Source organism: Rhizobium sophoriradicis (assembly GCF_025200795.1).
GTDB lineage: Bacteria > Pseudomonadota > Alphaproteobacteria > Rhizobiales > Rhizobiaceae > Rhizobium > Rhizobium sophoriradicis.
Genome location: NZ_CP104152.1, coordinates 1,395,067 through 1,417,788, shown reverse-complemented (window position 1 = coordinate 1,417,788; position 22,722 = coordinate 1,395,067). Strand labels below are relative to the sequence as shown.

Here is a 22,722-nt window from a genome sequence, read left to right as displayed (position 1 = left end):
TATCCTATTCGAGGCCGGCGCGCGCCAATGGGTCTGCTCGTGTCTGCAAGTCTTTCGACGCGATGTGATCTGCAACTCTGAGCGCCTGGCTGGCGACGGTGAGCGCCGGATTGACCGCAGCCGACGTGGGTAAGAAGCCGGCGTCGACGACGAAGAGATTTTCGTGGTCGTAGGATCGGCAATAGGGGTCCAGCGGCGCCGTCGAGGGGTTGTTGCCGATGCGGATCGTTCCGCACTGATGGGAGGGCGTGCGCTTGTCGAAGGGTCTCGACAGCACGATGGGAAATCCGATCGACTTCAGGATCGCCTTCAGCTTGGCGACAAGCGCTAGATGCGCGTCCCAATTGGTTCTCTGCCATTGGAGAATGATCCGATCGCCATCGACCATGACGCGGCTTTCGGGATTGGGGACGTCCTCGCTCATGGCATAGAAGTCGATGGCATGGTCCGTCATGAAACGGAGAAGCCATTCCGGAGCCTGCGGCAGAGACCCCTTCAGAACCCTTTCGGAGATGCGGCCCAGGAGCTGCACGTTGCCGAGCGGCGGCCCTCCCTCCCCGTCCGAGAGATAGAAATCGTTGAAGGCGAAGGTCTTCTGGTAGACGGCGGTGTTCCTGAACCGTTGCGAAACGCCGATCACGGCGGAAGCGTTGTGGTTCATGAAGTTGCGGCCCACCTGGTCGGAAGAGTTGGCGAGGCCTCTGGGGAAGCGATCATTTTTCGAGCGCAGCAAAAGCACGGACGACTGAACAGCCCCGGCCGAGAGGATCACGATGTCAGGCGAGACAGTCAGCGTCTGCCCGTCCTTGACATAGGTGACGCGGTGGATCCGATCGCCGGCTCCCGTATCGAGCCGCGTCACGCGCGCATTGATTTCGAGCCGCACGTTCTTGTGTCTCATCGCCACCGCAAGCGCTGCGGTTTCGGCATCCATCTTACCGTCCCGCGCGTTCGGATGTGCGTCCCAGGGCGTGCGCGCTTTGGAGAGCCAGGCGTCGAGGTCGAGGCCGAGCGGCAGGGAAAACGGATGCAGGCCTTTCGCCCGCAGGCGCGCCCTGACATCGGCGATCGGCGCCTCGTCGGGCACGGGCGGGAACGCGTAGGCGGCGGAGTGATACGGTTCCGTGGGATCGTCACCGAGACTGCCGCGGACCTGATACATGAGTTCCGCCTTCGAATACCACGGCTCCAGCTCCTCGTAGGGAAACGGCCAGGCCGGTGATACGCCCTCGCGGTGCTCGATGACCTCGAAATCTTCCTTGCGATAGCGCGACAGGACGGCGCCGTAGAATTTCGAGTTGCCGCCGACATTGTAATAGTTGCCGGGATTGAAGCCCTTGCCGTTGGCCTCGTACCAGATTTCCCTCGGTCGGAAATGCCCTCGCTGGAAGATGGCGCGCTGGTCACGATTGACCGGAAGATCGGCAATGTGACCACCGGCTTCGAGGACCAATATCTCGGCGCCGGTCGCGGCCAGGCCCGCGGCGACTGTGGAGCCGCCGACGCCTGAGCCGATGATGACGATGTCTGGTGAACTGCTCATCTTAGCCCCTGGAGATTGCCGGAGACCACCGGCAATCTCAGCGGCGCGCCATTCGGCCGTTCGAGTGCGACGGCGATCCCGGACGCACTGGCCTCGACGGTGGCGTTGAGCAGGTTCATCGCCGGCGATCCCATGAAGTCGGCGACGAAGAGATTGGCCGGGCTGTTATAGATCTCGGCCGGCGTGCCGAACTGCTGCAGCACCCCGTCCTTGAGCACGGCGATCTTGGTCGCCAGCGTCATCGCCTCGATCTGGTCGTGGGTGACATAGACGAAGGTCGTGCCCATGCGCTGGTGCAGCCGCTTGATCTCGGTGCGCATGTCGACGCGCAGCTTGGCGTCGAGATTGGACAAGGGCTCGTCGAACAGGAAGACCTGCGGATTGCGCACCAAAGCCCGGCCCATGGCGACGCGCTGGCGCTGGCCGCCGGACAGCTGGCTCGGCTTGCGATCGAGCAGATGGCCGATCTGCAGCATGTCGGAGACCTGTTTGATCGCCTTGGCCCGCTCCTCCTTCGGCACGCCGCGGATCTCCATGCCGAAGGCGATATTGCCCGCCACCGTCATATTCGGATAGAGCGCATAGGACTGGAACACCATGGCGATGTCGCGCTTGGACGGATGCAGACCGTTGATGGCGCGCCCGTCGATCCGGATATCGCCCGCGGTGATCGTCTCCAGCCCCGCAATGGTGTTGAGCAGGGTCGACTTGCCGCAGCCGGACGGGCCGACCAGCACCAGGAAGCCGCCCTTTTCGAGTTCGAGGTCGATGCCCTTGAGGATGTCGACGGCGCCGAAGCGCTTTCTGAGACCGGAGATTTCCAGGAAGGCCATGACTTACCCTTTGACTGCGCCCGCCATCAGACCGCGCACGAAGTAGCGGCCGGCGAGGATGTAGACGATGAGCGTCGGAACGGCGGCGATCATCGCCGCCGCCATGTTGACATTGTATTCGACCACCCCGGTCGAGGTGTTGACGACATTGTTGAGCGCCACCATCATCGGCATGGAGTCACCGGTGCCGGCGTAAGCCGAGGCAAACAGGAAGTCGTTCCAGATATTGGTGAACTGGTAGATGACGGTGACGACGATGATCGGCAGCGAGTTCGGCAGCATGATGCGGCGGAAGATCTGGAAGAAGCTGGCGCCGTCGACCTGGGCGGCTCTGACCAGCTCGGTCGGAAAGGCTTCGTAGAAGTTGCGGAAGAACAGCGTGGTGAAGCCCAATCCGTAGACGACATGGACGAAGACCAGGTTGACGGTCGGATTGCCGAAGCCGAAGTTCCAGCCGGTGGCGTTCTGCAGGGTGACGCCGAAGCGGCCGAGCGAGCCGAGGATGGTCGCCATCGGCAACAGCACCGACTGGAACGGGATGAAGCAGGCAAACAGCATCAACCCGAACACCAGCGTATGGCCGGGGAAACGCCATTTGGTCAGGATATAGCCGTTGAGCGCCCCCATGATGGTGGAGATCGCCACCGCCGGTACGACCATCTTGATCGAGTTCCAGAAGTAGCCCTTGATGCCGGCGCAGGTCAGCCCGACGCAGGTCTCGCCCCAGGCCTTGATCCAGGGATCGAAGGTCGGCGATTGCGGCAGCGCCAGCATGTTGCCGCCCTGGATCTCCTCCATCGTCTTGAACGAGGTCACCAGCATGACGAAGAGCGGCATCAGATAGAGGATGGCGAAGATCAGCAGCAGGCCGTAGATGACCAGGCGGCCGATCCAGCGGGTGTTGCTGCTCTGGTCGCTGTTGTCGCTGCGCTGCGAGAGCGTTGCGGTCGGGGTGGCGATGGGAGAGGTGACGCTGCTCATCGCGCCTTCTCCTTCAGTTCGGAATAGAGATAGGGCACGATGATCGCCGAGATCGTCATCAGCATGATGATGGCGCTGGCCGAGCCGACGGCCATCTCGTTGCGCTTGAAGGTATATTCATACATGAAGTTGGACGGCAGCCAGGCCGAGCCGCCCGGCCCTCCCGAGGTCAGCGCCACCACCAGGTCGTAGGACTTGATCGCCATATGGGCGAGCACGATGAAGGCGGAGAGGAAGATCGGCCGCAGCAGCGGGATGACGATGCGGCGGTAAAGCTGGAAGGGCGAGGCGCCGTCGATCTCAGCCGCCTTCATGATCTCGCCGTCGATGCCGCGAAGCCCGGCCAAAAACATCGCCATGACGAAGCCCGAGGCCTGCCAGACGCCGGCGATGACGACGGTGTAGATGACGAAGTCCTTGTTCTTGATCCAGTCGAAGTGGAAGCTCGTCCAGCCGAAGTGATGCAGCGTCTGCTCCAGCCCGAGGCCGGGATCGAGGAACCATTTCCAGGCCACCCCTGTGACGATGAAGGACAGCGCCATCGGATAGAGGAAGATTGGTCTCAGCAGCCCCTCGCCGCGGATCTTCTGGTCGAGCAGGATGGCGAGCAGCAGGCCGAGTGCCAGGCAGATGCCGACATAGAGAAAGCCGAAGATCGCCATGTTGGTGATCGAGGTGTACCAGGAGGATGGCGGATCGCTCTCGAAGGTCCAGCGCCACAGCCGTTGATAGGCGCGCGGTCCCGTCAGCGCATAAGACGGGAAGGTCTTGGAATTGGTGAAGGAGAGATAGGCCGTCCAGACGATGAAGCCGTAGACGAAGACCAGGGTGATGACGAAGCTCGGCGCCAGCACGATCTTCGGCAGCGCATCCTGCAGCCGGCCTCTGAGCGAGATCGGCGTCGTCTGCCCGGGGGTCAGAACCGGATCGGTGGTCGCAACTGTGCTCATGGATATCATCTCCCTTCCTGCAGGATCGGCTCGGCAATGATCGTCGCGGAGCCTGACGCTTCCCCGGCCCAAGAGACGGGGAAGCCTTGTTCATCGACTGATCTCAGCGGGCGTCGTCGATCGCCTGGACGAGCTGGGTGACGGCTTCGTCGGAGCTCTTGATCTGGCCGTGGACGAACTTCGAGACGACGTCCTTATAGGCATTGGCGATCGCCGGCGGCGCGCCATAACCCTGGGCCAGCGAACCGAACAGCGTGCCGCCCTCATTGGCCGCCTTCAGATCGGCGATGCCCTTCTTGCCGCAGGCGTCGAAGTCGGTGTCGGGAACGTCTGTGCGAGCCGGCACCGAACCCTTGACGACGTTGAAGGCCGACTGGAAGCTCTTCGACAGCGTTGCCGTCGCCAGCGCCACCTGCGCCGCCTTGCGGTCGTCCGGGACGTTGAACATGCCGAACATGTCGGAGTTGTAGATGACGCTGCCGTCGGTGCCGGGGAAGCGGTAGCAGAGGAAGTCGGTGTCCGGCGTCTTCTTGGCGGCGACGAATTCGCCCTTGGCCCAGTCGCCCATCACCTGCACCAGCGCATCACCCTTGATGACCATGGCGGTCGCGAGATTCCAGTCACGGCCGGAGAAGTTCGGATCGACATATTTGACGATCTTCGCCAGGTTGTCGAAGGACTTCTTCATCGTCTCCGACTTCAGCGATTCCTCGTCGAGGTCGTTCATCGCCTTCTTGTAGAATTCCGGGCCGCCGGTCGACAGCACGATGGAATCGAACATCGTCGCCTCCTGCCAGTTCTGGCCGCCGAGCGCCAAGGGGATCACACCCGCAGCCTTCGCCTTGTCGAGCAGCGCGATCAGGTCGTCGAAGGTCTTCGGCTCCGTGCCGCCGATCTTGTCCATCACCGCCTTGTTGATCCACAGCCAGTTGACCGAGTGGACGTTAACAGGGGCTGCCACCCATTTGCCGTCATAGACGGAGAACTTCTGCAGGGCCGCCGGCACCGACTTGTCCCAGCCTTCCTTCTTCGCCGTCTCGGTCAGATCGCCCATGACGCCGGCCTCGGCATAATCGAGCACGGTGTAACCCAGCATCTGCGAGGCGGTCGGATAGGTGCCTGCCGCCACCATCGCCTTCAGCGCCGTCATCGCCGCATCACCGCCGCCGCCGGCAACAGGCACGTCCTTCCAGGCAAAACCTTCCTTCGACAGATCCTCCTTCAAGACGTTCAAGGCAGCCGCCTCGCCGCCTGATGTCCACCAGTGCAGCATCTGCACTTCCTTTACGTCGGCGGCTTGGGCGGAGACATGAGCGCTGGCGAGAGCCAATGCGATCACCGCAGTCGTGGTCAGAAACCTATTCATCGAAGAACCTCCCAGTTCCCTCTTTGGAAGATGCGGGACTATTCCCACATCCGATCACCCGCCCTCCTCGGGCGTAGTTTGCTTGCCGGCTAAACCAGCTTTTCCGTCTGCGGCATCCACCAGTTGGTGCGCTTGCCGATGTGCATGTTGAGCGTCTTGGTCTCCGTGTAATCTTCGACCGCATGGCGGCCGAGCTCGCGGCCGAGGCCGCTCTGCTTGTAGCCGCCGAAGGGCAGCTCCGAGGCACCGTCCATGAAGGTGTTCATCCACACCGTGCCTGCCCTCACCGACCGGCCGATCGTCAGGCAGGTGTCGAAATCGCGGCTCCAGACACCGGCCGACAGGCCATAATCGATCGAATTCGCGATCCTGATCGCTTCGGCTGTTGTTTCGAACGTCAGAACCGACAGAACAGGACCGAAGACTTCCTCACGGGCCACCGCCATATCGGGCGTGACGGCTTCGAGGATCGTCGGCGACATGAACTGCCCCATGCCGAGGTCGAGCGTCTCGCCGCCATGGGCGACGCGAGCGCCACTGCTTCTGGCACGGCTGACATAGCCCGAGATCTTCTCCAGATGCTGCGGCGTGATGATCGCGCCGACCTGCGTCGAGGGATCAAGGGGATCGCCGACCTTCACCCCCTTCGCCAGTCCGGCGACGCGCCTGACGACGTCAGAGGCGATCGACTTGTGAAGGATCAACCGCGAGCCGGCGTTGCAGCACTCGCCGGCATTGAAATAGGCGCCGAAGACGGCGGCATCGACGAAGGCGTCAAGGTCGGCATCGGGGAAGACGATCTGCGGGTTCTTCCCGCCCAGCTCCAGCGAAACCTTCTTCAGCGTCTGCGCCGCGTTTGACATCGTCAATTTTCCGACACCGGTCGAGCCGGTGAAGGAGACCATGTCGACGTCTGGATGAGACGTCATGACCGCGCCGACCTCAAGTCCCGTGCCGGTGACAATATTGACGACACCATCCGGAATGCCCGCCTGCTGCAGGATTTCGCCCAAGACGAGCGTCGATCCCGACGTCAGCTCGGAAGGCTTGACGACGGTCGTGCAGCCCGCGGCGAGCGCGAAGGGCAGCTTCTGGCCGACAATCAGGAACGGGAAGTTCCAGGGCGTGATGATCGAGACAACGCCGATGGCTTCACGCAGGACGACGCCGAGCGTGCCGTCGCCGAGCGTGTTGTAGCTTTCACCATGGAGATCGCGTGCGAGAGCCGCCGCATAACGCCAGATGTCGACCGAGCCGGCAATTTCTCCCCGCACCTGGGTGATCGGCTTGCCCGCCTCGATGGCGTCGAGAAACGCCAGTTCCTCCGCCCGCGCGGCGATCAGATCGGCCGCCCTGAGCAGGATGGCGGAGCGTTCGGACGCGGTCATGCGCGGCCACGGCCCCTCGTCGAAGGCCTTGCGCGCGGCAGCGATGGCGCGCTCGGCGTCGGTCCTGTTGCCGGCCGGGAAGCGACTGACCACGACACCATGGCTTGGCGCGACGCGCTCGATCGGATCGGAGGCGCCCGCCTCCCATTTGCCGTCGATCAGCATCTTGAAATCGCGTGCCCTGTGGTCGCTGAGCGCAGTCGGGTTGACGAGGACCGTCATTACCATTCTCCCTTGAACGTTGCCGGGCGCTTCTCGCTGAATGATGCGACGCCCTCTTTCAGATCGCCGGTCTTGGCCGCGAGGATCGAGCCCAGGGCTTCGACCGCCGTTCCGTTGTCTTCGCCGTTCGCCGATGCGATCATCAGCTTGGCGATCTCGACCGCTGCCGGTCCCCTTGCGGCAATCCGCTGCGCATAGTCCCGGGCGGCAGTCAGCGAGTTTCCTGTCGAAACAACCGCGTCGACGATGCCGAGCAGGCGCGCCTCCTCGGCGGTGAAGATCTCCCCACCCAAGGCCATGCGGCGAACGGCCTGGGCGCCGAACCGGCGTACGAGACGCTGGGTGCCGGACCAGCCCGGCACCATTCCGAGGCCGGTCTCCGGCAGGCCGATCTTGATGTGTTCCTCGGCGATGCGAATGTCGGCAACGCCCGCCAGTTCGAGCCCGCCTCCGAGAGCGTGGCCGTTCAGCGCCGCGACCAGCGGCACCCGGAGCGTCGCCATTCTTTCGAAGATACGGTGACCGTGCCGAACCCAGGCATGGCCGAACTCCTGCGGCAGCATTCCGCCCCAGGCTTTGATATCGCCTCCGGCCGAAAAGCCCTTTCCTTCACCCGTCAGAACGGCAGCGCGCACATCCGGGACCGCCTCCACCGCATCGGCCGCCTCGGCCAAGGCTTTCAGCATATCGAGATCGAGCGCGTTCAACTTCTCCGGACGAGAAATCGTCAAGGTTGCGACATGTCCGTCGATATCGATTCTGACTGTTCCGCTAGCCATGGATGGCGCCCTCCAGTGTCCGTGCCCGTTTGGCAGGAAGCGACAAGCCGATGCCTGCTTCGCGGAAGAGTGCCGCATCCATGACCTTCAGGTCGGGCGCGACCATCAGCGGGAATTCAGACTGATCGAGGATCTGAGACTGAAGATCGACGCCAGGCGCGATCTCGGTGAGGACGATGCCTTCAGGCGTCAGCTTCATCACGCACCGCTCGGTGACATAGATGATCTCCTGCCCCTGCTCGATCGCCCGCCTGCCGCTGAAGGTGACGTGTTCGACCTCGTTCACCAGTTTCTTCAGTTTGCCTTCCCTCTCGATGACGAGAGCCCCACCGGTGATCGAAAGCTTCGCCCCGGCGTTGAACATCCCGGAGAAGACGATCTTCTTTGCCCGCGCCGTGATGTCGACGAAGCCGCCGGCGCCGGCCGTCACATGCGGCCGGAAGGAAAGCTTGGAAACGTTGACCGACCCGTCCTTGCCGATCTCGAGGAAGGACAGCAGCGACGCGTCGAAGCCCGCGCCCTGGAAATAGGTGAACTGATAGGGAGACGGCATGTAGGCGTCGGCATTGGAGGCGCAGCCGAAGGCGAAGTCGAGTAGCGGCACCCCACCGACCGCGCCTTGCTCGATCACCCAGGTGACGGCGCCGTGGAGCCCTTCTTCCAGCAGAATGCGCGGCACGTTGGCCGAGATGCCGAAGCCGAGATTAACGCAGCTTCCCGCCTGCAGTTCCTGGGCGACGCGGCGCGCGATGACCTTCTGAACATTGAATTCCGGAACGCTGAAGCTATCGAGCGGGCGGAAGATCTCACCTGATATCGCCGGATCGTACAACGTCTGCGTCGTCTGCTTCTGATCGGGATCGACAACGATATAGTCGACCAGCATTCCCGGCACCCGGACGTCATGCGGCTTCAGCGAGCCTTCTTTGGTGATCCGCTTGACCTGGGCGATGACAATGCCGCCATTGTTGCGGGCGGCAAGCGCCTGATCGAGACCGCCGAGATAGGCGCCTTCATGTTCGTAGGTCAGGTTGCCGCGCTCATCGGCGGTGGTGGCGCGGATGATGGCGACCTGAGGGACGATCGAGGGGAAGAACAGCCAGTCGTCGTCCTCGAAGCTGACGCGCTTGACCACCTGTTGTTCCGAAGCCAGCTCGTTCATCGCACAACCCTGACGCCGAGGATCGACGAAAGTGTCGACGCCGACCTTGGTCAGAACGCCCGGCCGCTTGGCGGCGGCTTCGCGATGGATGTCGAACAGGATGCCGGAGGGAATGTTATAGGCCGGGATCTCGTTGTTGGTGATCATCTGCCAGATCAGCGGCGGCTCGGACGATGACGGGCCGGATGGATAGGAGCCGCCGATGATGCACTTGAGCAGGCCTTTCCTGGCGATGTAATCGACGCCCTTGATGCCGCTCATATCGCCGGCAGCGATCGGATGCAGGGTCGTGATGCCTTGGGGATGGCCGGTCGTCTCGAAACGCTCGCCAATCGCCTTCAGCATGAGGTCCGGGCAACCGAGACCGCTCGAAGAAGATACCGTGACGACGGCGCCATCCGGGATGAGCGAGGCCGCTTCGGCTGGGGTGAGATGCTTCTTCATGGGCGTCACTCGGTATCCTGTCTGGTTTTCACGCTCTTGCGGCGCCGCAGCTTTCGCGGACGACCAGCCGAACGGCCGTTGTCACCGTCTCCGCCTCGGCCTTGCCCGCATTGATCTGCTTGAGGAGCATTTGCGCTCCGCGCCGCCCTATGCCCTGCGGATCGACCGAGACGGTCGTCAGCGCCGGAACCGCCGCCTGCGCCTCGATAACATCGTCGAAACCGACGACGGCGAAATCGGCGCCGGGCTCCAGACGGCGCGCGCGCAGCCCGTCGCAAACACCGAAGGCGACGGCGTCGTTGAAGCAGACGGCGGCCGTCGGCCTGTCGGCAAGAGCAATCGCCTTTCCGATCGCCTCGACCCCACCGGCCCGCGAAGGCGCGGACGAGACGACGAGCTCCTCGCGGTAGCCGAGCCCGGCCACTTCTACGCCGCTCCGGTAGCCGGCAAGGCGGTCGTCGAAAACTGCCGTGTCGGGAAAGCCTCCGAGAAAGGCGATGCGCCTGTGACCCAGCCCCGCCAAGTGCTTGACCGCCGACGCCATGCCAGCCTGATTGTCCGAGACGATGGAAGAGACCTTCGCCCCGGGCAGGTTTCGAACGACGACCACAACCGGTATGCCCGCCGCAACGAGCGGCTTGAAATCTGCGGCATCGGTAGCGCGCGCCGGTGATACGATAAGCCCCGAAATGCCGTGCTCGCGCATCGATGCGACAACCTCGCGCTGCCGGTCGATGCTCTCGCCGGTATTCGACAGGAACTGCACGAAGCCGGCCGACTGGACGACCATGTCGACGCCTACCGCTAGCTCGGCAAAGAAGCTGTTCGTCAGATCGTTGACGACGACGCCGATGATCCTCGATTTAGCCCCGGCCTGGCGCAGGTTCGCCGCGCCGCGATTATAGACATAGCCGAGCTCCCGCATCACGGCATTGACCTTCGAGCGCGTCCCCTCGTTGACCAGAGAAGAACCCTGAAGCACCAGCGACACCGTCGACTTCGAAACGCCGGCGGCCTTCGCAATGTCGATGACGGTTACCCGCGTCTTTGTCATGCCTCTCTCCGGTGGCGCCGTTTAACTCCTAATATTTGGAACGTTCCAATTATGTCAAGAGGAATTTAATGAATTCACCATTTTCGGCGGTACTTCACGCTATTCGTGGTGATGATTCCAAAGCAGCACGTTTGGATCGATCTAAATTTCCGCCTATCCGGACCTGAAATACCGCCTTCCACAGGCGAGCGGATCGATCCAAATTGTCGGAGAGGCGGGCCCTTCTGCGCCGCCATCGAAGTCAGGAAGGCCGTCAATATGTTGGTGGCTTTGTTGCACCCCGTTGGAGATCGAAGACATGAACCTGCGTACCGAACTCACCGCCCTGCCGCCCCGCAAACAGGCCGGGCGCTTGGCGGCCGTCGCGGCGTTTCTTCTCGCGCACATCGCAAAGAGCGAGATCGATGCGACGGAAGCGGAGGCCGCCTTGGCGGCAATCCGCGGCTGGGGCGATGGCGCGGATCTGACCGGCCGCTATTTCTCCGATCTGATCTACAGCGAGGATGAGCGCGGGACGCTTCGCCGGCTCTCCGAGGCCGCCGGAAAACCAGCGAAGACGGCTGGAATGCGCTCACCACGACAACAATGTACGTCGCCTGGCTTGTCTTTCAGGAAACCGGCGAACCGATGCCAAGCGATGTCAACGAGGTCGGAGAGGACAGCCTTGATCTTCTGGACGAGCAACTGGCCGAACTCGGCTGAACCGCGGTAAAGGGCCTGATCTTCGTCGAGGAGCACCCATCGACGGACATTAGCGAAACTTTATTGTTTCTGGCCAATGCTACGGATGCGCGCAACGCGCCAGATCTGAGCAGGGCCGGATGATGCCGCATTCGTTCGAATCCATTCTGGAAAACCTGCCGCAGGGCATTGTTCTGCTTGATTCTGCCAATACGGTCACGGCTTTCAATTCCCGCGCGCTGGAAGTTCTCGGCCTTGCGGAGGGCGTCCTCCGTAAGGGAATGAGCATCGACGGATTGCCGGGCACCTCGGCCTGTCATGCTGCGGCATGTTCGCGTTCGCCGACCGGCAAGCCGCACGCCTCGCAGTTTGCATTGCCTGACGGACGGATGATCTCGCTGACCTGCGCGCCCTCGAGCGAGGGAAGCTGGATCCTGAGCTATGAAGATATCTCGACGCTCATTCGCGTCGAAGACAGTCTGGCCGAGCAACATCACCGGTTCGACGCAGCCCTTAGCAATATGCCGCATGGGTTGTGCATGTTCGATTCAGCCAAGAACCTGATATTGTGCAATGCATCATACGCGCGGATGTACAATCTGCCGGATCGACTGACACAACCGGGAACACCGCTCGCAGATATCCTGGCCTATCGAGCCGAGGAGAGAAACGGTCCGGCCGACACCGCCACCTATTTCGACGTCGTCTTCGAAGCGACGGCGCTCGGCGCGCCGGCCAGCCAGAACATCGCGCTCACCGACGGCCGCATCGTCAAGATCACTCACAATCCGATGCAGAACGGTGGATATGTGGCGACCCATGAGGACGTCACCAAGACCGTGCGGCTCGCCGAAGAGCTGCGCCGCCACCACGATCAGCTCGAGGTGACGGTGCGGAACCGCACGGCTGAGGTCGAGCGGCAGGCGCGTGAACTGGAGCGAATGCTCGCGCAGGAAAGAAACATCAACGAATTGCAGCGGCAGTTCGTGGCGATGGCATCGCATGAGTTCCGCACTCCGCTCGCAATCATCGACGCTGCCGCCCAGCGGCTGCTGCGAAAAGCAGGCGCGGTCGAGCCCGAATTTCTGAGCGACAAAGTCGAACAGATCCGTGCATCGGTAAGCCGCATCGTCGATCTCATGGAGAGTATCCTGTCAGCCGGACGCCTCGATACCGGCACGATCGATATCAGCTACGGCGCCTGCGCGCTCAGATCATTGATCCGAAGCTGCTGCGAGCGGCAGTCGTCGATCTCGAAGACGCATAGCTTCGTGCTTGACGTAGACGGGCTGCCTGAGTTCATCGATGCCGATCCCCGCAGCTTGGCCCAGGTCTTCACCAACCTGCTCTCCAATGCCGTCAAATACGCGCCGGGAACGTCCGAAATTCGCATTGCGGCCTGGGAGGAGACCGGCAACGTCAAGATCTCGGTCAGCGACGACGGGGTGGGGATCGATGCCGAAGACGTGCCCCGGCTGTTTCAGCGCTATTTCCGCGCTCGCACTTCGACCGGGATTGCCGGAACCGGTATCGGCCTCAACCTGGTGAAGCAGATCGTCGAGCTGCACCAGGGCTCGATAGAGGTGCAAAGCGCAAGAGGGTGTGGATCGACATTCACCGTTACCCTTCCGGTCAAAAGACATGGTGACGTTCCGGCAAACAATGATTGCGCGATCACTCAGGCCTCTTAAGCAGGGCTGACGGCTCGCGCTCGAACCGACGGCGCAGGATTGCTGTCTGGCATATCTACCCTATCCTTCTCGCAATAGAGGAGGACCATGCCATGGCTTTCATTCACACCCCCAATGCATCCGCCAGCGAGAAGACGACCTCGATGTATGCCTCGGCCGAGGCCAATTATGGTTATCTGCCGAACATGTATCGTGCCTTCGGCCACCGGCCGGAGGTAATGGAGTGCTGGGCAGCACTGCTTGCGAGCATTCGCGGCCATATGAGCCTCAGGCGCTACGAACTGGCGACACTGGCGGCGGCCAAGGAACTGAAATCCTCTTATTGCATGCTCGCGCACGGCTCCGTGCTGCTGCGCGAGGGTTTTACCAGCGACGGGCTGACGGCTGTCGTCAACGAGACCGAGAAGGCGCCGATCGACGCCGGCGAACGGGCGATCATGGCCTTTGCCGCCAAGGTGGCGCGCGACGCCACGTCGGTGACGCAGCAGGATATAGACGGGCTGAAGAAACATGGGCTGAGCGATGCCGAGGTCTTCGACGTCACGGCCGCGGCGGCGGCCCGGTGCTTCTTCTCGAAAATGCTGGATGCGTTGGGTGCCGCACCCGACCACGCCTATATCGAGCGGCTGGAGCCGAATGTGCGCAAGGCGCTCAGCGTCGGCCGGGAGGTCGAGAGGCCTCTTGCGCCTTCCCCATCGCGCGGCACAGCGCAATGATGGCGTAGCCCCCTACTCCTGCGGCTTGTCGGCAAAATGCCGGATTGCAAACTCGGCGATATTCTGGCTCGACCGATCAGCATCGTCGAGCAGCGAAGGAAACAACTGCCACTGGTGCGGCATGCCCGGCCAGACCTCGGTCGTGACGTCGACGCCCGCCTGGCGCGCCTTGTCGGCGAGCCGCAGCGTATCATCAAGCAGGACTTCGCCGGAACCGACCTGCAGCAGCAGCGGCGGAAAGCCCGTCAGGTCGGCATAAAGCGGCGATGCCTGGGGATCGGTCGGAGACTTTCGGCCGAGATAGGCCTTGCGTAAAGTCTCGATCCAGTCTTTGCCGACCAGCGGATCGTTTTCGGCATTCGATGTCATCGATCCGCCCGTCGCGGCAAGATCGGTGATGGGGCTGAGCGCAATGACGGCGGCCGGCAGCGCCTTTCCGGCCTGCATCTGCCGCAGCACGGTCTCGATCGCGATGTTGCCGCCGGCACCGTCGCCTGCCACCACGACATTGTCGTTGCGATAGCCGTTGTCGAGAAGCCAGCGGTAGGCCGTCAGCGCATCGTTGATCTGGGCGGGATAGCCATGTTCCGGCATCAGCCGATAATTGATCAGCAGCACGTCGCTGGATGCGGCCTTAGCGAGCGAGCCGGCGAACAGGCTGTGCGTGCGGATGGAGCCGCCGGAAAAGCCGCCGCCATGAATAAAGAGGATCACCCTCTCACCGATCGGGTGATGAAGCCGGGCCGGCCACATCAGTTCGGCATCGACGCCATCGGCATCGACCTGCCGGACCTGGATGCGCGTCGGTCCCGGCATCGTCTGCATCAGCCGCTCGAACGCTGTCCGCCGCTGCTGCAGGCTGTCGGCGCCGGCAAAATGCTCCTTCCAGAGACCGAGGAGTTTTTCGACTTGCACGCGCGAGCCCTCGCTTTGCGGCCCGATTTCCTGTCCCGGCGCTGCCGACACCGATAGCAGCAGCGCCGCGATGGCGGGAAACAGATATCCGAGCCGCTTGGACGCTCTTCGATTTGGCAAAGTCCCACCCTTCATCAACCTCTCCCGATGCTGGCGATGCGGTATCTTTGGCCGCTTCGCCCACCGGAGTCAAAAGGGTGTTGGGCAAGAACCTCGCGCTTTGTCATGCGCCCGCCTTAACCGAAGGCCGAAAAGAAAAAACGATAATCCGTCCCGGCGCAGCTTGCCAATTGCCGCGCTTCCGTCGGAAATAGGCTGCCTGCCCCAACCCCGGCGCTTCGGCTCGCGCTGGCATGAAGGATACCGATGACCACGATTTATCTTGCCGGCCCGGAAGTCTTTCTTCCCGATGCCATGCCCATCATGGCCGAAAAACGCCGATTGGCGCGCCAGTTCGGTTTCGAACCGACCGGTCCCGGCTGCGACGAAAATCAGACGCCAGTGAAGCGAACGGCCGCAGAGATCTACGCACGCAACGACGACGCGATGCGCCGGGCCGATATCTGCCTTGCCAACATCACGCCGTTTCGAGGCATCAGCGCCGACCCGGGCACGGTCTACGAAATCGGCTTCATGATCGCGCTGGGGAAATCGGTTTTCGCCTATACCAACCACCCCGACGACTATGGCCTGCGTGTTCGTTCGATCTGGTATGCGGGGCTGGAGATCGATGTGGCGAGCGGACGCCCGCGCGGACCGGACGGCATCGCGATCGAAAATCACGGCATGGCCGATAACCTGATGATCGACGGGGGCATCGAGGCAACGGGAGGCAAGGTATTCCGAGCGGCAGAGCTGCCGGAGGATCCCGCCCGCGACCTGACGATTTATTTTGAGGCGCTTCAGACGATCGCCAGCATGCGCGGATAGGAATTGAGCGTCTTTACCCCGCCCTGATCGCGTCGATGACCGCCCTGAAGCCCGCCGACATGTGGCGGCGGCTCGGATAGTAGAGATAGAGCGGTTCCTCCGGCTGGCACCAGTCGTCGAGCACCTGGATCAGCTCGCCGCCGGCAACCGCTCTTTCGACACGGGGCTCCCAGATATAGGCAAGACCGACGCCGTCGAGCGCTGCCTGCATCATCAGTTCGTGATCATCGAGCGACAACGGTCCGGTCGGCTGAAAGCTCACCGTCTGGCCGTCCTTCTCGAACTCCCAGGCATACCGCGCACCTGATGGAAACATGTTCTGGATGCAGAGATGGCGCTTTAGCTCGTGGGGCGTCGCCGGCTTCGGCCGGGTCTCGAAATAGGCGGGCGAACCGACCACGACCAGGCGGATCCGGGGCTTCATACGTAGCGCGATCATGCCCTCGGTGACGCGCTCGCCGAAACGGATGCCGGCATCGAAACCCTCCTCGACGATATCGACCAGCCTGTCGGTCGCGTTGATCTCCAGCTGCAAATTCGGATTGCGCTGGAGCAAAGGTGCAATGATGCGGCCGATGACGATGGGACCGATCGAATTCGGCACGTTGATCCTCACCTTGCCGAAGGGCGTGTCGCGATAACGGTTCAACGCATCGAGCGCCGCCGCCATTTCCCCGAAGGCCGGATCGAGATGGGAGATCAGGAGTTCGCCGGCTTCGGTCAACGAAACGCTGCGTGTCGTGCGGTTGAGCAGACGGATGCCGATCCGGTCCTCGAGATTGAGCACGGCATGGCTGACGGCAGAGGCAGTGACGCCCCGCTCCTCCCCCGCTTTGCGGAAGCTCTTGTGCCGCGCCACAGCCGCGAAGGCCGCAAGTTCGGAGAGTTCGGTCGCGCGCATTGCTGAATTTCACTCATCATAGTTTCAGGAATAACAAATCTTATACATCAGCAGTTTTTCGGTCAAATTCAGTCCGTCAGCACAGAGGCACGACGCCAACACAATCAATCAGCACAAAGGAATCCGTCATGAAAATCTGGTTCATCACTGGTGCATCCCGCGGCTTCGGCGCGCTTATGACCAAGGAAGCGCTGGCAGCCGGCGATGGCGTCATCGCCACCGCCCGCAATCCAAAGACAGTGACCGAGCAGTTCGGCGATCATCCGAACCTCATTGCCGTCGCCCTCGACGTTACCAATGAGGCGCAGGCGAAAGAGGCTGCGGCTGCCGGCATCGCCCGCTTCGGCCGCATCGATGTTCTCGCCAACAATGCCGGCTACGGACTGCTCGGCGCCGTCGAGGAAGCCACGGCCGAAGAGATCGAAAAGCTCTATGCCACGAATGTCTTTGGTCTCCTGAAGGTGACACGCGCCGTACTGCCCTACATGCGCCGCCAGCGCTCCGGCCATGTCCTGAACTTCTCCTCCATTGGCGGTTATTTCGGCTATCCCGGCTGGGGTGTCTACGGCTCGACGAAGTTCGCCGTCGAGGGGCTGTCGGAATCGATGGCCGCCGAGCTCGAACCCTTCGGCATCAAGGTGACGATCGTCGAACCCGGCTTCTTCCGGACGGACTTTCTTTCCGACACGTCGCTGGCGGTAAGCCCGGCCACCATTGCCGACTACGAAGGCACGCCGGCGGGCAACATGCGCAATTTCGCCGCCGACGCCAACCATGCCCAGCCCGGCAACCCTGCCAAGCTCGCTGCCGGCATCATGACGATGGTCAGCTCGGCCAACCCGCCGCTGCGCATGCCGTTCGGCAGCGATACCGTGGCGATGATCGAGGCGCAGCATGCGAGCGTCGAAAAGGAACTGGCGGCCTGGCGGGAGCTCGCTGTCTCGACGGATTTTCCCAGCGAGGCAACAAGCGCAGCCTGAAGACAGACATGAGTGCCGCCGCCACATTTCCGGTCTCGGAAGTGTGGCGGCGGCGCTGTTACGACGGCGGGAAGACGGCCGGGAAAGCGGCCGCCTCGCCTATTTTCCGACCTGCTCGGCCCAGTTCGGCGCCTTGCCGCCACCGTCGAGGAAGGTCATCGCCATGGTCGCCATCAGGGGCGAGGCGAAGGTCTCGTAATGGGTGAGATCGGGCAGGATCGCCAGGCGGTTCTTCGACATGTTTTCCCGCATCCAGCCCGCATCGCGCAGGCCGCCGCCGAGCTTGTGATAGAAGTCGATCATGTGTTCGGGGCGGATCATGTCGGCATCGCCGTACATCAGCATGACAGGCATGGTGAGCTTGGCGACGGCATCGCTGTAATCGATGGGCTTGCGCATCAGCGCTCCCATGGCGTCGAGCAGCTTCGGAAATTCCGACACGTCGGGCGCCACCGCCTTATAAGAGAGGAACATCGGCGTGTCCTTCATCATCTCGGCCATGCCGGCGCCGACGGCTGCCTGCTGCGGCAGCATCTCCGGGAAGAAGCCGTTCTGCGCATAGGGCGCAGAGAGGATCACCAGCCGGCGGACGCGATCTGGCGCATTCGCTGCCATATTCAGCGCCACGCCGCCACCGAAAGAATAGCCGAAGACGTCGACCTTGTCGTAGCCGAGCTGCTTCACCAGGACCGCGAGATCGGCACCGATATCAGGAAGCTCGATAGGCCGATTGCCGAGCGGCGTGCGGCCATGGCCCTGGAGACCGACGGCGATCACCTGCCGGTGATCGGTGAAAACAGGCATGACGGGCGTAAACATCTCGATCTGCCCGAGGCCGCCGTGCAGCAGCAGCAGCGGTTCTCCCTCGCCGCGGATCTCGTAATAATAATCGATGCCGTTGACCGGCACGCTTCCCTTCCTGACGATCGGCGCTGCTGCCTTGTCCTCGATAGAAGCCGCGCCGGCGCCTGCCATATCGGGCGCGGCCAGGAAGGCGGCCGCCGCTGCGATTATCGATATCAGTCTCGTCTTCGACATGTTCCTTGCTCCCGGTTTGGATCGATACCGCAAGGACGGCAGTGGCCATCATTTTCCGACACTCTGTTTCGAAATTTGTGCAAACCGCCTTTATGCCATTTCTATATTTTCGCCCCTCGCCCCGAATGGATTTCCTATCGCGGCCGGCAGTAGACTCGCGGCATCATTGCAAGGGTCAAATGCCATGCGAAATATTCCGTCCTTCGCCTTCCACCCTCTCCGTCCACGCAGGATCAGGCGCGGCAGCCGGCAGATGCGTGAAAAGCGCACCGCCTGGGTGCTGATCGTCTTCAGCGTTCTGCTCGCCGGCGTCGAACTTTACATCGTCTACGCTGCGCTCTGAGCCCTTCCGCACGGTTCCGCGCAGGCAACACGCCGATTGGCGGAATGGCCGATTTCCAACTTTTCTTTAACCGGCGTGCTGGTAAAATCTCGCGCAGAGACTTCAGATGCCGCGAGACCGATGCCGAAACCGAATTTCCGCTTCACCCATTACGATCTTAAGGAACAACGCGCCGGAACGATCGTCGAGGTGTCGTTGAATGCGGTAAACAATGTGCGGCTGATGACGGCGCCGAATTTCCAGCGCTTCACCGAAGTTCTCGATTTCAAATATATCGGCGGCGTCGCACGCAAATCGCCGGTCAAGATCGCCGTCCCGGAAAGCGGCCACTGGCATGTCGTCGTCGACATGGAAGGTCATCACGGGTTGGCGGAATCCGCCGTCAAGGTGATCGCCGCGCCAGCCAATCAGAAGACGCCGCGCCCTTCGTGAGATTGAGGCGGCTCAGCGCGGATTGCGCTCCTTGCGAAGCTTCGCCCACCATTCCAGCCGCTTGCGAATCTCACGTTCAAACCCGCGCTCCGGCGGGTCGTAGAAGGTCTGCCGGCCCATTTTTTCCGGAAAATAGTCCTGGCCGGAAAAAGCGTCCGGCTCGTCATGGTCGTAGCGATATCCTTCGCCGTAACCTTCGCCCTTCATCAGCTTGGTCGGCGCATTGAGGATGTGCTTCGGCGGCAGCAGCGAGCCGTTCTGCTTGGCGGCTTGGCTTGCCGCCTTGAAGGCGGTATAGACGGCATTGGATTTCGGCGCGGTGGCGAGATAGACGCAGGCCTGAGCGAGCGCCAGCTCCCCTTCCGGAGAGCCTAGATAGTCATAGGCATCCTTGGCGGCGTTGCAGATCACCAGCGCCTGCGGATCGGCAAGGCCGATATCCTCGACCGCCATACGAACCAGCCGCCGGCCGAGATAGAGCGGATCCTCGCCGGCATCGAACATGCGGGCGAGATAATAGAGCGCGGCATCGGGATCCGAGCCGCGAACGGATTTATGCAGTGCCGAGATCAGATTGTAATGGCCGTCCTGCGCCTTGTCATAGACCGGGGCGCGGCGCTGGACGATGCGCGTCAGGCCTTCGGTATCGAAACTCTCGCCCTCGCGGGCGGCGCGCCAGACCTCTTCAGCGAGCGTCAGCACCGCGCGGCCATCGCCGTCGGCCATGCGGATCAGGCTGGCACGTGCCTCTTCCACCAGCGGCAGCGGCTTCTGCTCGATCGCCTCGGCGCGCTTCAGCAATTCCTCCAGGCTCTCCTCGTCATGCGATTTGAAGGTCAGGACGCGGGCGCGCGACAAAAGAGCGGCGTTGAGCTCAAAGGACGGGTTTTCGGTGGTGGCGCCGACGAGGATGACGGTGCCGTCCTCCATAACAGGCAGGAAACTGTCCTGCTGGGCGCGGTTGAACCGATGGATCTCGTCGACGAAGAGCAGCGTCTGGCGGCCGTCCATGCGGCGCATGCGGGCCGCCTCGAACACCTTCTTCAGATCGGCGACACCGGAAAAGATCGCCGATATCTGCTCGAAGGCCAGCCCGGCCTCACCCGAAAGCAGACGCGCCACCGTCGTCTTGCCGGTGCCGGGCGGGCCCCAGAAGATCATAGAGCCGAGCGAACCGCTCTCGATCATTCGTTTCAGTACGCCATCCTCACCGGTCAGATGGTCCTGACCGGTGACATCGGCGAGCGTCTTCGGCCGCAGCCGGTCGGCAAGCGGCCGCCTGGGGGCGACCTCCTCCGGAACACGCGGCGCGAAGAGATCATTGCTCATCGGAAGAACTGCCGTATGCGCTGACCATCACGCTCGATCTCCACCCGCCAGAGCCCGGGGTCGCTCTCAGCGATCTCGGAAAGTTCGCTGGTGGTATTCACATCGGTGCCGTTGATCGAGACGATGATGTCCTTCGGCTCGAAACCGAGACGGGCGGCGGGCGACCCCTCCTTCACGTCGGAGACCACGACACCGGCCGACTCGGGCGGCATGCGCAGCTCGTCGGCCACCCGCGGCGACAGGTTCTCGACGACAGCGCCGCTGAAGGGGGTACGCCCGCCGATCGTGCGCTGATCTCGCGGCGAGGTTTCCGGGGCGCGATCGAGCGTCAGCGACAGTTGTTGCTCGCGGCCATTCTCGACGACGGTGAGTTTGACCGACTTGCCGAGACCGGCCGTGGTCAGCCGGTAGAGCAGCGCATCCGGATGTTCGACGGAAATCCCGTCGACGGCGGTGACAATTTCGCCGGCCTTCAGCCCGGCCTTGGCGGCCGGGCCGCCTTCCGAGACCTTCACGACGAGCGCACCGCGCGCCTTGTTGAGCCCCAGCGCCTCAGCCACTTCCGAGGTCACGGCATCGAAGCTCGCGCCGACATAGGGCCGCTCGAATGATTTGACGCCGGCATCGGCCGAGGCGAGGAAGACCTTGACGAGATTGGCGGGGATGGCGAAGCCGATGCCGTTCGAGCCGCCGCCGCGCGAGAAGATCGCCGTGTTGATGCCGATCAGCTCGCCTTTCATGTTCATCAGCGCGCCGCCGGAATTGCCGGGATTGATCGAGGCATCGGTCTGGATGAAGAAGCCGAACTCATTCCTGACCACCTGGTTGCGGGCAAGCGCCGAGACAATGCCGTTCGTCACCGTTTGGCCGACGCCGAAGGGATTGCCGATCGCCAGCACGAGATCACCGACCTCGACCGCGTCGGAATTACCGATCGGCAGCGCCGGGAAGCTCTCCTTGCTGTCGATCTTCAGCACGGCGAGATCGACGCGGTCGTCACGCAGCACCACCTTGCAAGGGAATTCGCGGCCATCCGGCAGCGCCACCTTGATATCATCGGCGCCTTCGACGACGTGATTGTTGGTGACGACGGTGCCGTTCGCCTCGACGATGACGCCCGAGCCGAGCGAGGACTGCTTTTCCGAGCGGTTCGGCATCTGCTGGCCGAAAAACTGCTCGAAGAAGGGATCACCGGCAAAGGGCGACTGACGCTGGATGGTCTTTTCCGCATAGACATTGACGACAGCGCCCGATGTCTGCTTGACGAGCGGCGCGAAGGAGAGCTGCATCTGCATCTGGCTCTCGGGCACCGTCTTTGCCGTCTGTGCGTAAGCCGCGGCTGGCAGAAACAGCGTCAGAGCGAGCAGCGAAACGGAGGCGTGTTTGAACGGGCCTTGCATGATTATCCCTTTTGAATCCTTTTGAGCAACGTTTTAGAGCATGATGCCGAAAAGTGTGAGCGGTTTTCAAACGACATCATTCTCTAACTATTCAATTGCGAACAGGGTTCAGATTTTAGGCCGAACCGGCCTGAAATCGCCCTGTTTTGCGACCCGACGCTAAAAAGGAAAGAGGGCGGAAGCATGGAAGAATAAGGCAGTCGGGGCCTCAGGAGATTTTGCTTCAGGCCTTTGAGAATACGATTCAGGAAGACTGGCCATGCAACTGATATCCAAAGCCAAAATCTGGGCGAAGTCACTGAAGCGTGACATCGTCGCCCTGTGGCTTGCTGCGCGCGATGCCAGGGTGCCGTGGTATGCGAAGGCGGTTGCGGGCGCCGTTGCGGCCTATGCGCTGTCGCCGGTCGATCTCATCCCCGATTTCATTCCCGTGCTCGGCTATCTCGACGATCTCGTCATCGTGCCGCTCGGCATCCTGCTGGCGATACGGCTTGTTCCGGCTGATGTGATGAGCGAGCTGCGTGTGGAAGCGTCAAGGCGCCTCGAGCGTCCCTCCGGGCGAGGCGGGTTGATCTTCATGCTTGCCGTCTGGCTCGCCTGCATCATCTTCCTGGCTCTGGCATTGCGCCAGCTGGCCTGATGGG

At 62.3% G+C, this 22,722-nt stretch carries 21 protein-coding genes and 1 pseudogene; 8 read left to right on the top strand and 14 right to left on the bottom strand.

The genetic code is table 11. The features are described 5' to 3' along the window. Positions 1-4: 4 nt before the first annotated feature. From N2597_RS07035 to N2597_RS06995, 9 genes and pseudogenes are all read right to left on the bottom strand, one after another. Complete coding sequence (locus tag N2597_RS07035; protein WP_183596696.1) at positions 5-1,543, bottom strand: GMC oxidoreductase; 1,539 nt, start codon at positions 1,541-1,543, stop codon at positions 5-7. 14 nt (positions 1,544-1,557) lie between these two features. Then, positions 1,558-2,376 (bottom strand): annotated as a pseudogene (locus N2597_RS07030) (ABC transporter ATP-binding protein); the annotation flags it as partial. Between the two features lie 3 nt (positions 2,377-2,379). Then, positions 2,380-3,357 carry a carbohydrate ABC transporter permease gene (locus N2597_RS07025; RefSeq protein WP_183600198.1) on the bottom strand — a complete coding sequence of 326 codons (978 nt, stop codon included), beginning with the start codon at positions 3,355-3,357 and terminating at the stop codon, positions 2,380-2,382. Then, entirely contained in the window at positions 3,354-4,307 is a 954-nt protein-coding gene (locus N2597_RS07020) for a carbohydrate ABC transporter permease (RefSeq protein WP_183600196.1), read from the bottom strand. The genes N2597_RS07025 and N2597_RS07020 overlap by 4 nt, the downstream gene beginning before the upstream one ends. A 103-nt stretch (positions 4,308-4,410) precedes the next feature. Then, entirely contained in the window at positions 4,411-5,673 is a 1,263-nt protein-coding gene (locus N2597_RS07015; protein WP_086156203.1) for an ABC transporter substrate-binding protein, read from the bottom strand. An 89-nt stretch (positions 5,674-5,762) separates the two neighbouring features. After that, positions 5,763-7,283, bottom strand: coding sequence for an aldehyde dehydrogenase family protein (locus N2597_RS07010; RefSeq protein ID WP_183599963.1), 1,521 nt, complete (start codon positions 7,281-7,283; stop codon positions 5,763-5,765). Then, on the bottom strand, positions 7,283-8,062 hold the full coding sequence (locus N2597_RS07005; RefSeq protein ID WP_039619229.1) for an enoyl-CoA hydratase/isomerase family protein: 780 nt from the start codon (positions 8,060-8,062) through the stop codon (positions 7,283-7,285). Before N2597_RS07005 ends, N2597_RS07010 begins: the two co-directional genes overlap by 1 nt. Beyond that, entirely contained in the window at positions 8,055-9,668 is a 1,614-nt protein-coding gene (locus tag N2597_RS07000; protein WP_183599979.1) for an acyl CoA:acetate/3-ketoacid CoA transferase, read from the bottom strand. The genes N2597_RS07005 and N2597_RS07000 overlap by 8 nt, the downstream gene beginning before the upstream one ends. A gap of 28 nt (positions 9,669-9,696) precedes the next feature. Continuing rightward, a complete protein-coding gene (locus tag N2597_RS06995; RefSeq protein WP_096771952.1) occupies positions 9,697-10,722 on the bottom strand; it encodes a LacI family DNA-binding transcriptional regulator in 1,026 nt (341 codons plus the stop codon). A 283-nt stretch (positions 10,723-11,005) separates the two neighbouring features. Between N2597_RS06995 and N2597_RS06990 the strand changes: the two genes are divergently transcribed. The 3 genes from N2597_RS06990 (at position 11,006) to N2597_RS06980 (ending at position 13,810) form a co-directional block, all read left to right on the top strand. After that, positions 11,006-11,434 (top strand): hypothetical protein, encoded by a 429-nt coding sequence (locus N2597_RS06990; protein WP_225881499.1) that lies wholly within the window; start codon positions 11,006-11,008, stop codon positions 11,432-11,434. 109 nt (positions 11,435-11,543) lie between these two features. After that, complete coding sequence (locus tag N2597_RS06985; RefSeq protein WP_096764923.1) at positions 11,544-13,094, top strand: sensor histidine kinase; 1,551 nt, start codon at positions 11,544-11,546, stop codon at positions 13,092-13,094. A gap of 92 nt (positions 13,095-13,186) precedes the next feature. Further along, entirely contained in the window at positions 13,187-13,810 is a 624-nt protein-coding gene (locus tag N2597_RS06980; RefSeq protein ID WP_009995084.1) for a carboxymuconolactone decarboxylase family protein, read from the top strand. A 12-nt stretch (positions 13,811-13,822) separates the two neighbouring features. Here N2597_RS06980 and N2597_RS06975 read toward each other — a convergent pair whose 3' ends face one another. Beyond that, positions 13,823-14,797, bottom strand: a complete 975-nt coding sequence (locus tag N2597_RS06975; protein ID WP_179363939.1) for an alpha/beta hydrolase — start codon at positions 14,795-14,797, stop codon at positions 13,823-13,825. 294 nt (positions 14,798-15,091) lie between these two features. Here N2597_RS06975 and N2597_RS06970 point away from each other — a divergent pair, with 294 nt between their 5' ends. Beyond that, positions 15,092-15,655 carry a nucleoside 2-deoxyribosyltransferase gene (locus N2597_RS06970; RefSeq protein ID WP_183599965.1) on the top strand — a complete coding sequence of 188 codons (564 nt, stop codon included), beginning with the start codon at positions 15,092-15,094 and terminating at the stop codon, positions 15,653-15,655. Between the two features lie 13 nt (positions 15,656-15,668). On the opposite strand, the gene N2597_RS06965 is transcribed toward N2597_RS06970, so the two are convergent. Next, the gene (locus N2597_RS06965; protein ID WP_077991479.1) at positions 15,669-16,556 is read right to left on the bottom strand and encodes a LysR family transcriptional regulator; all 888 of its coding nucleotides are present in this window, start codon (positions 16,554-16,556) and stop codon (positions 15,669-15,671) included. Positions 16,557-16,684: 128 nt separating this feature from the next. Between N2597_RS06965 and N2597_RS06960 the strand changes: the two genes are divergently transcribed. Next, on the top strand, positions 16,685-17,536 hold the full coding sequence (locus N2597_RS06960) for an oxidoreductase (RefSeq protein ID WP_106795223.1): 852 nt from the start codon (positions 16,685-16,687) through the stop codon (positions 17,534-17,536). 99 nt (positions 17,537-17,635) lie between these two features. Here the strand turns inward: N2597_RS06960 and N2597_RS06955 are convergent, their stop codons facing one another. After that, a complete protein-coding gene (locus tag N2597_RS06955; RefSeq protein WP_096764927.1) occupies positions 17,636-18,574 on the bottom strand; it encodes an alpha/beta fold hydrolase in 939 nt (312 codons plus the stop codon). Between the two features lie 184 nt (positions 18,575-18,758). Between N2597_RS06955 and N2597_RS06950 the strand changes: the two genes are divergently transcribed. Continuing rightward, positions 18,759-18,917: a hypothetical protein gene (locus N2597_RS06950; protein ID WP_158775522.1), complete on the top strand. Its 159-nt coding sequence runs from the start codon at positions 18,759-18,761 to the stop codon at positions 18,915-18,917. Between the two features lie 120 nt (positions 18,918-19,037). Further along, on the top strand, positions 19,038-19,349 hold the full coding sequence (locus tag N2597_RS06945) for a DUF1883 domain-containing protein (protein WP_038688313.1): 312 nt from the start codon (positions 19,038-19,040) through the stop codon (positions 19,347-19,349). A gap of 12 nt (positions 19,350-19,361) precedes the next feature. Here N2597_RS06945 and N2597_RS06940 read toward each other — a convergent pair whose 3' ends face one another. After that, on the bottom strand, positions 19,362-20,678 hold the full coding sequence (locus N2597_RS06940; RefSeq protein ID WP_183599967.1) for a replication-associated recombination protein A: 1,317 nt from the start codon (positions 20,676-20,678) through the stop codon (positions 19,362-19,364). Then, complete coding sequence (locus N2597_RS06935) at positions 20,675-22,078, bottom strand: DegQ family serine endoprotease (RefSeq protein ID WP_077991476.1); 1,404 nt, start codon at positions 22,076-22,078, stop codon at positions 20,675-20,677. Before N2597_RS06935 ends, N2597_RS06940 begins: the two co-directional genes overlap by 4 nt. A 259-nt stretch (positions 22,079-22,337) precedes the next feature. Between N2597_RS06935 and N2597_RS06930 the strand changes: the two genes are divergently transcribed. Then, a complete protein-coding gene (locus N2597_RS06930; RefSeq protein WP_183599969.1) occupies positions 22,338-22,718 on the top strand; it encodes a YkvA family protein in 381 nt (126 codons plus the stop codon). The last annotated feature ends 4 nt before the right edge of the window (positions 22,719-22,722 follow it).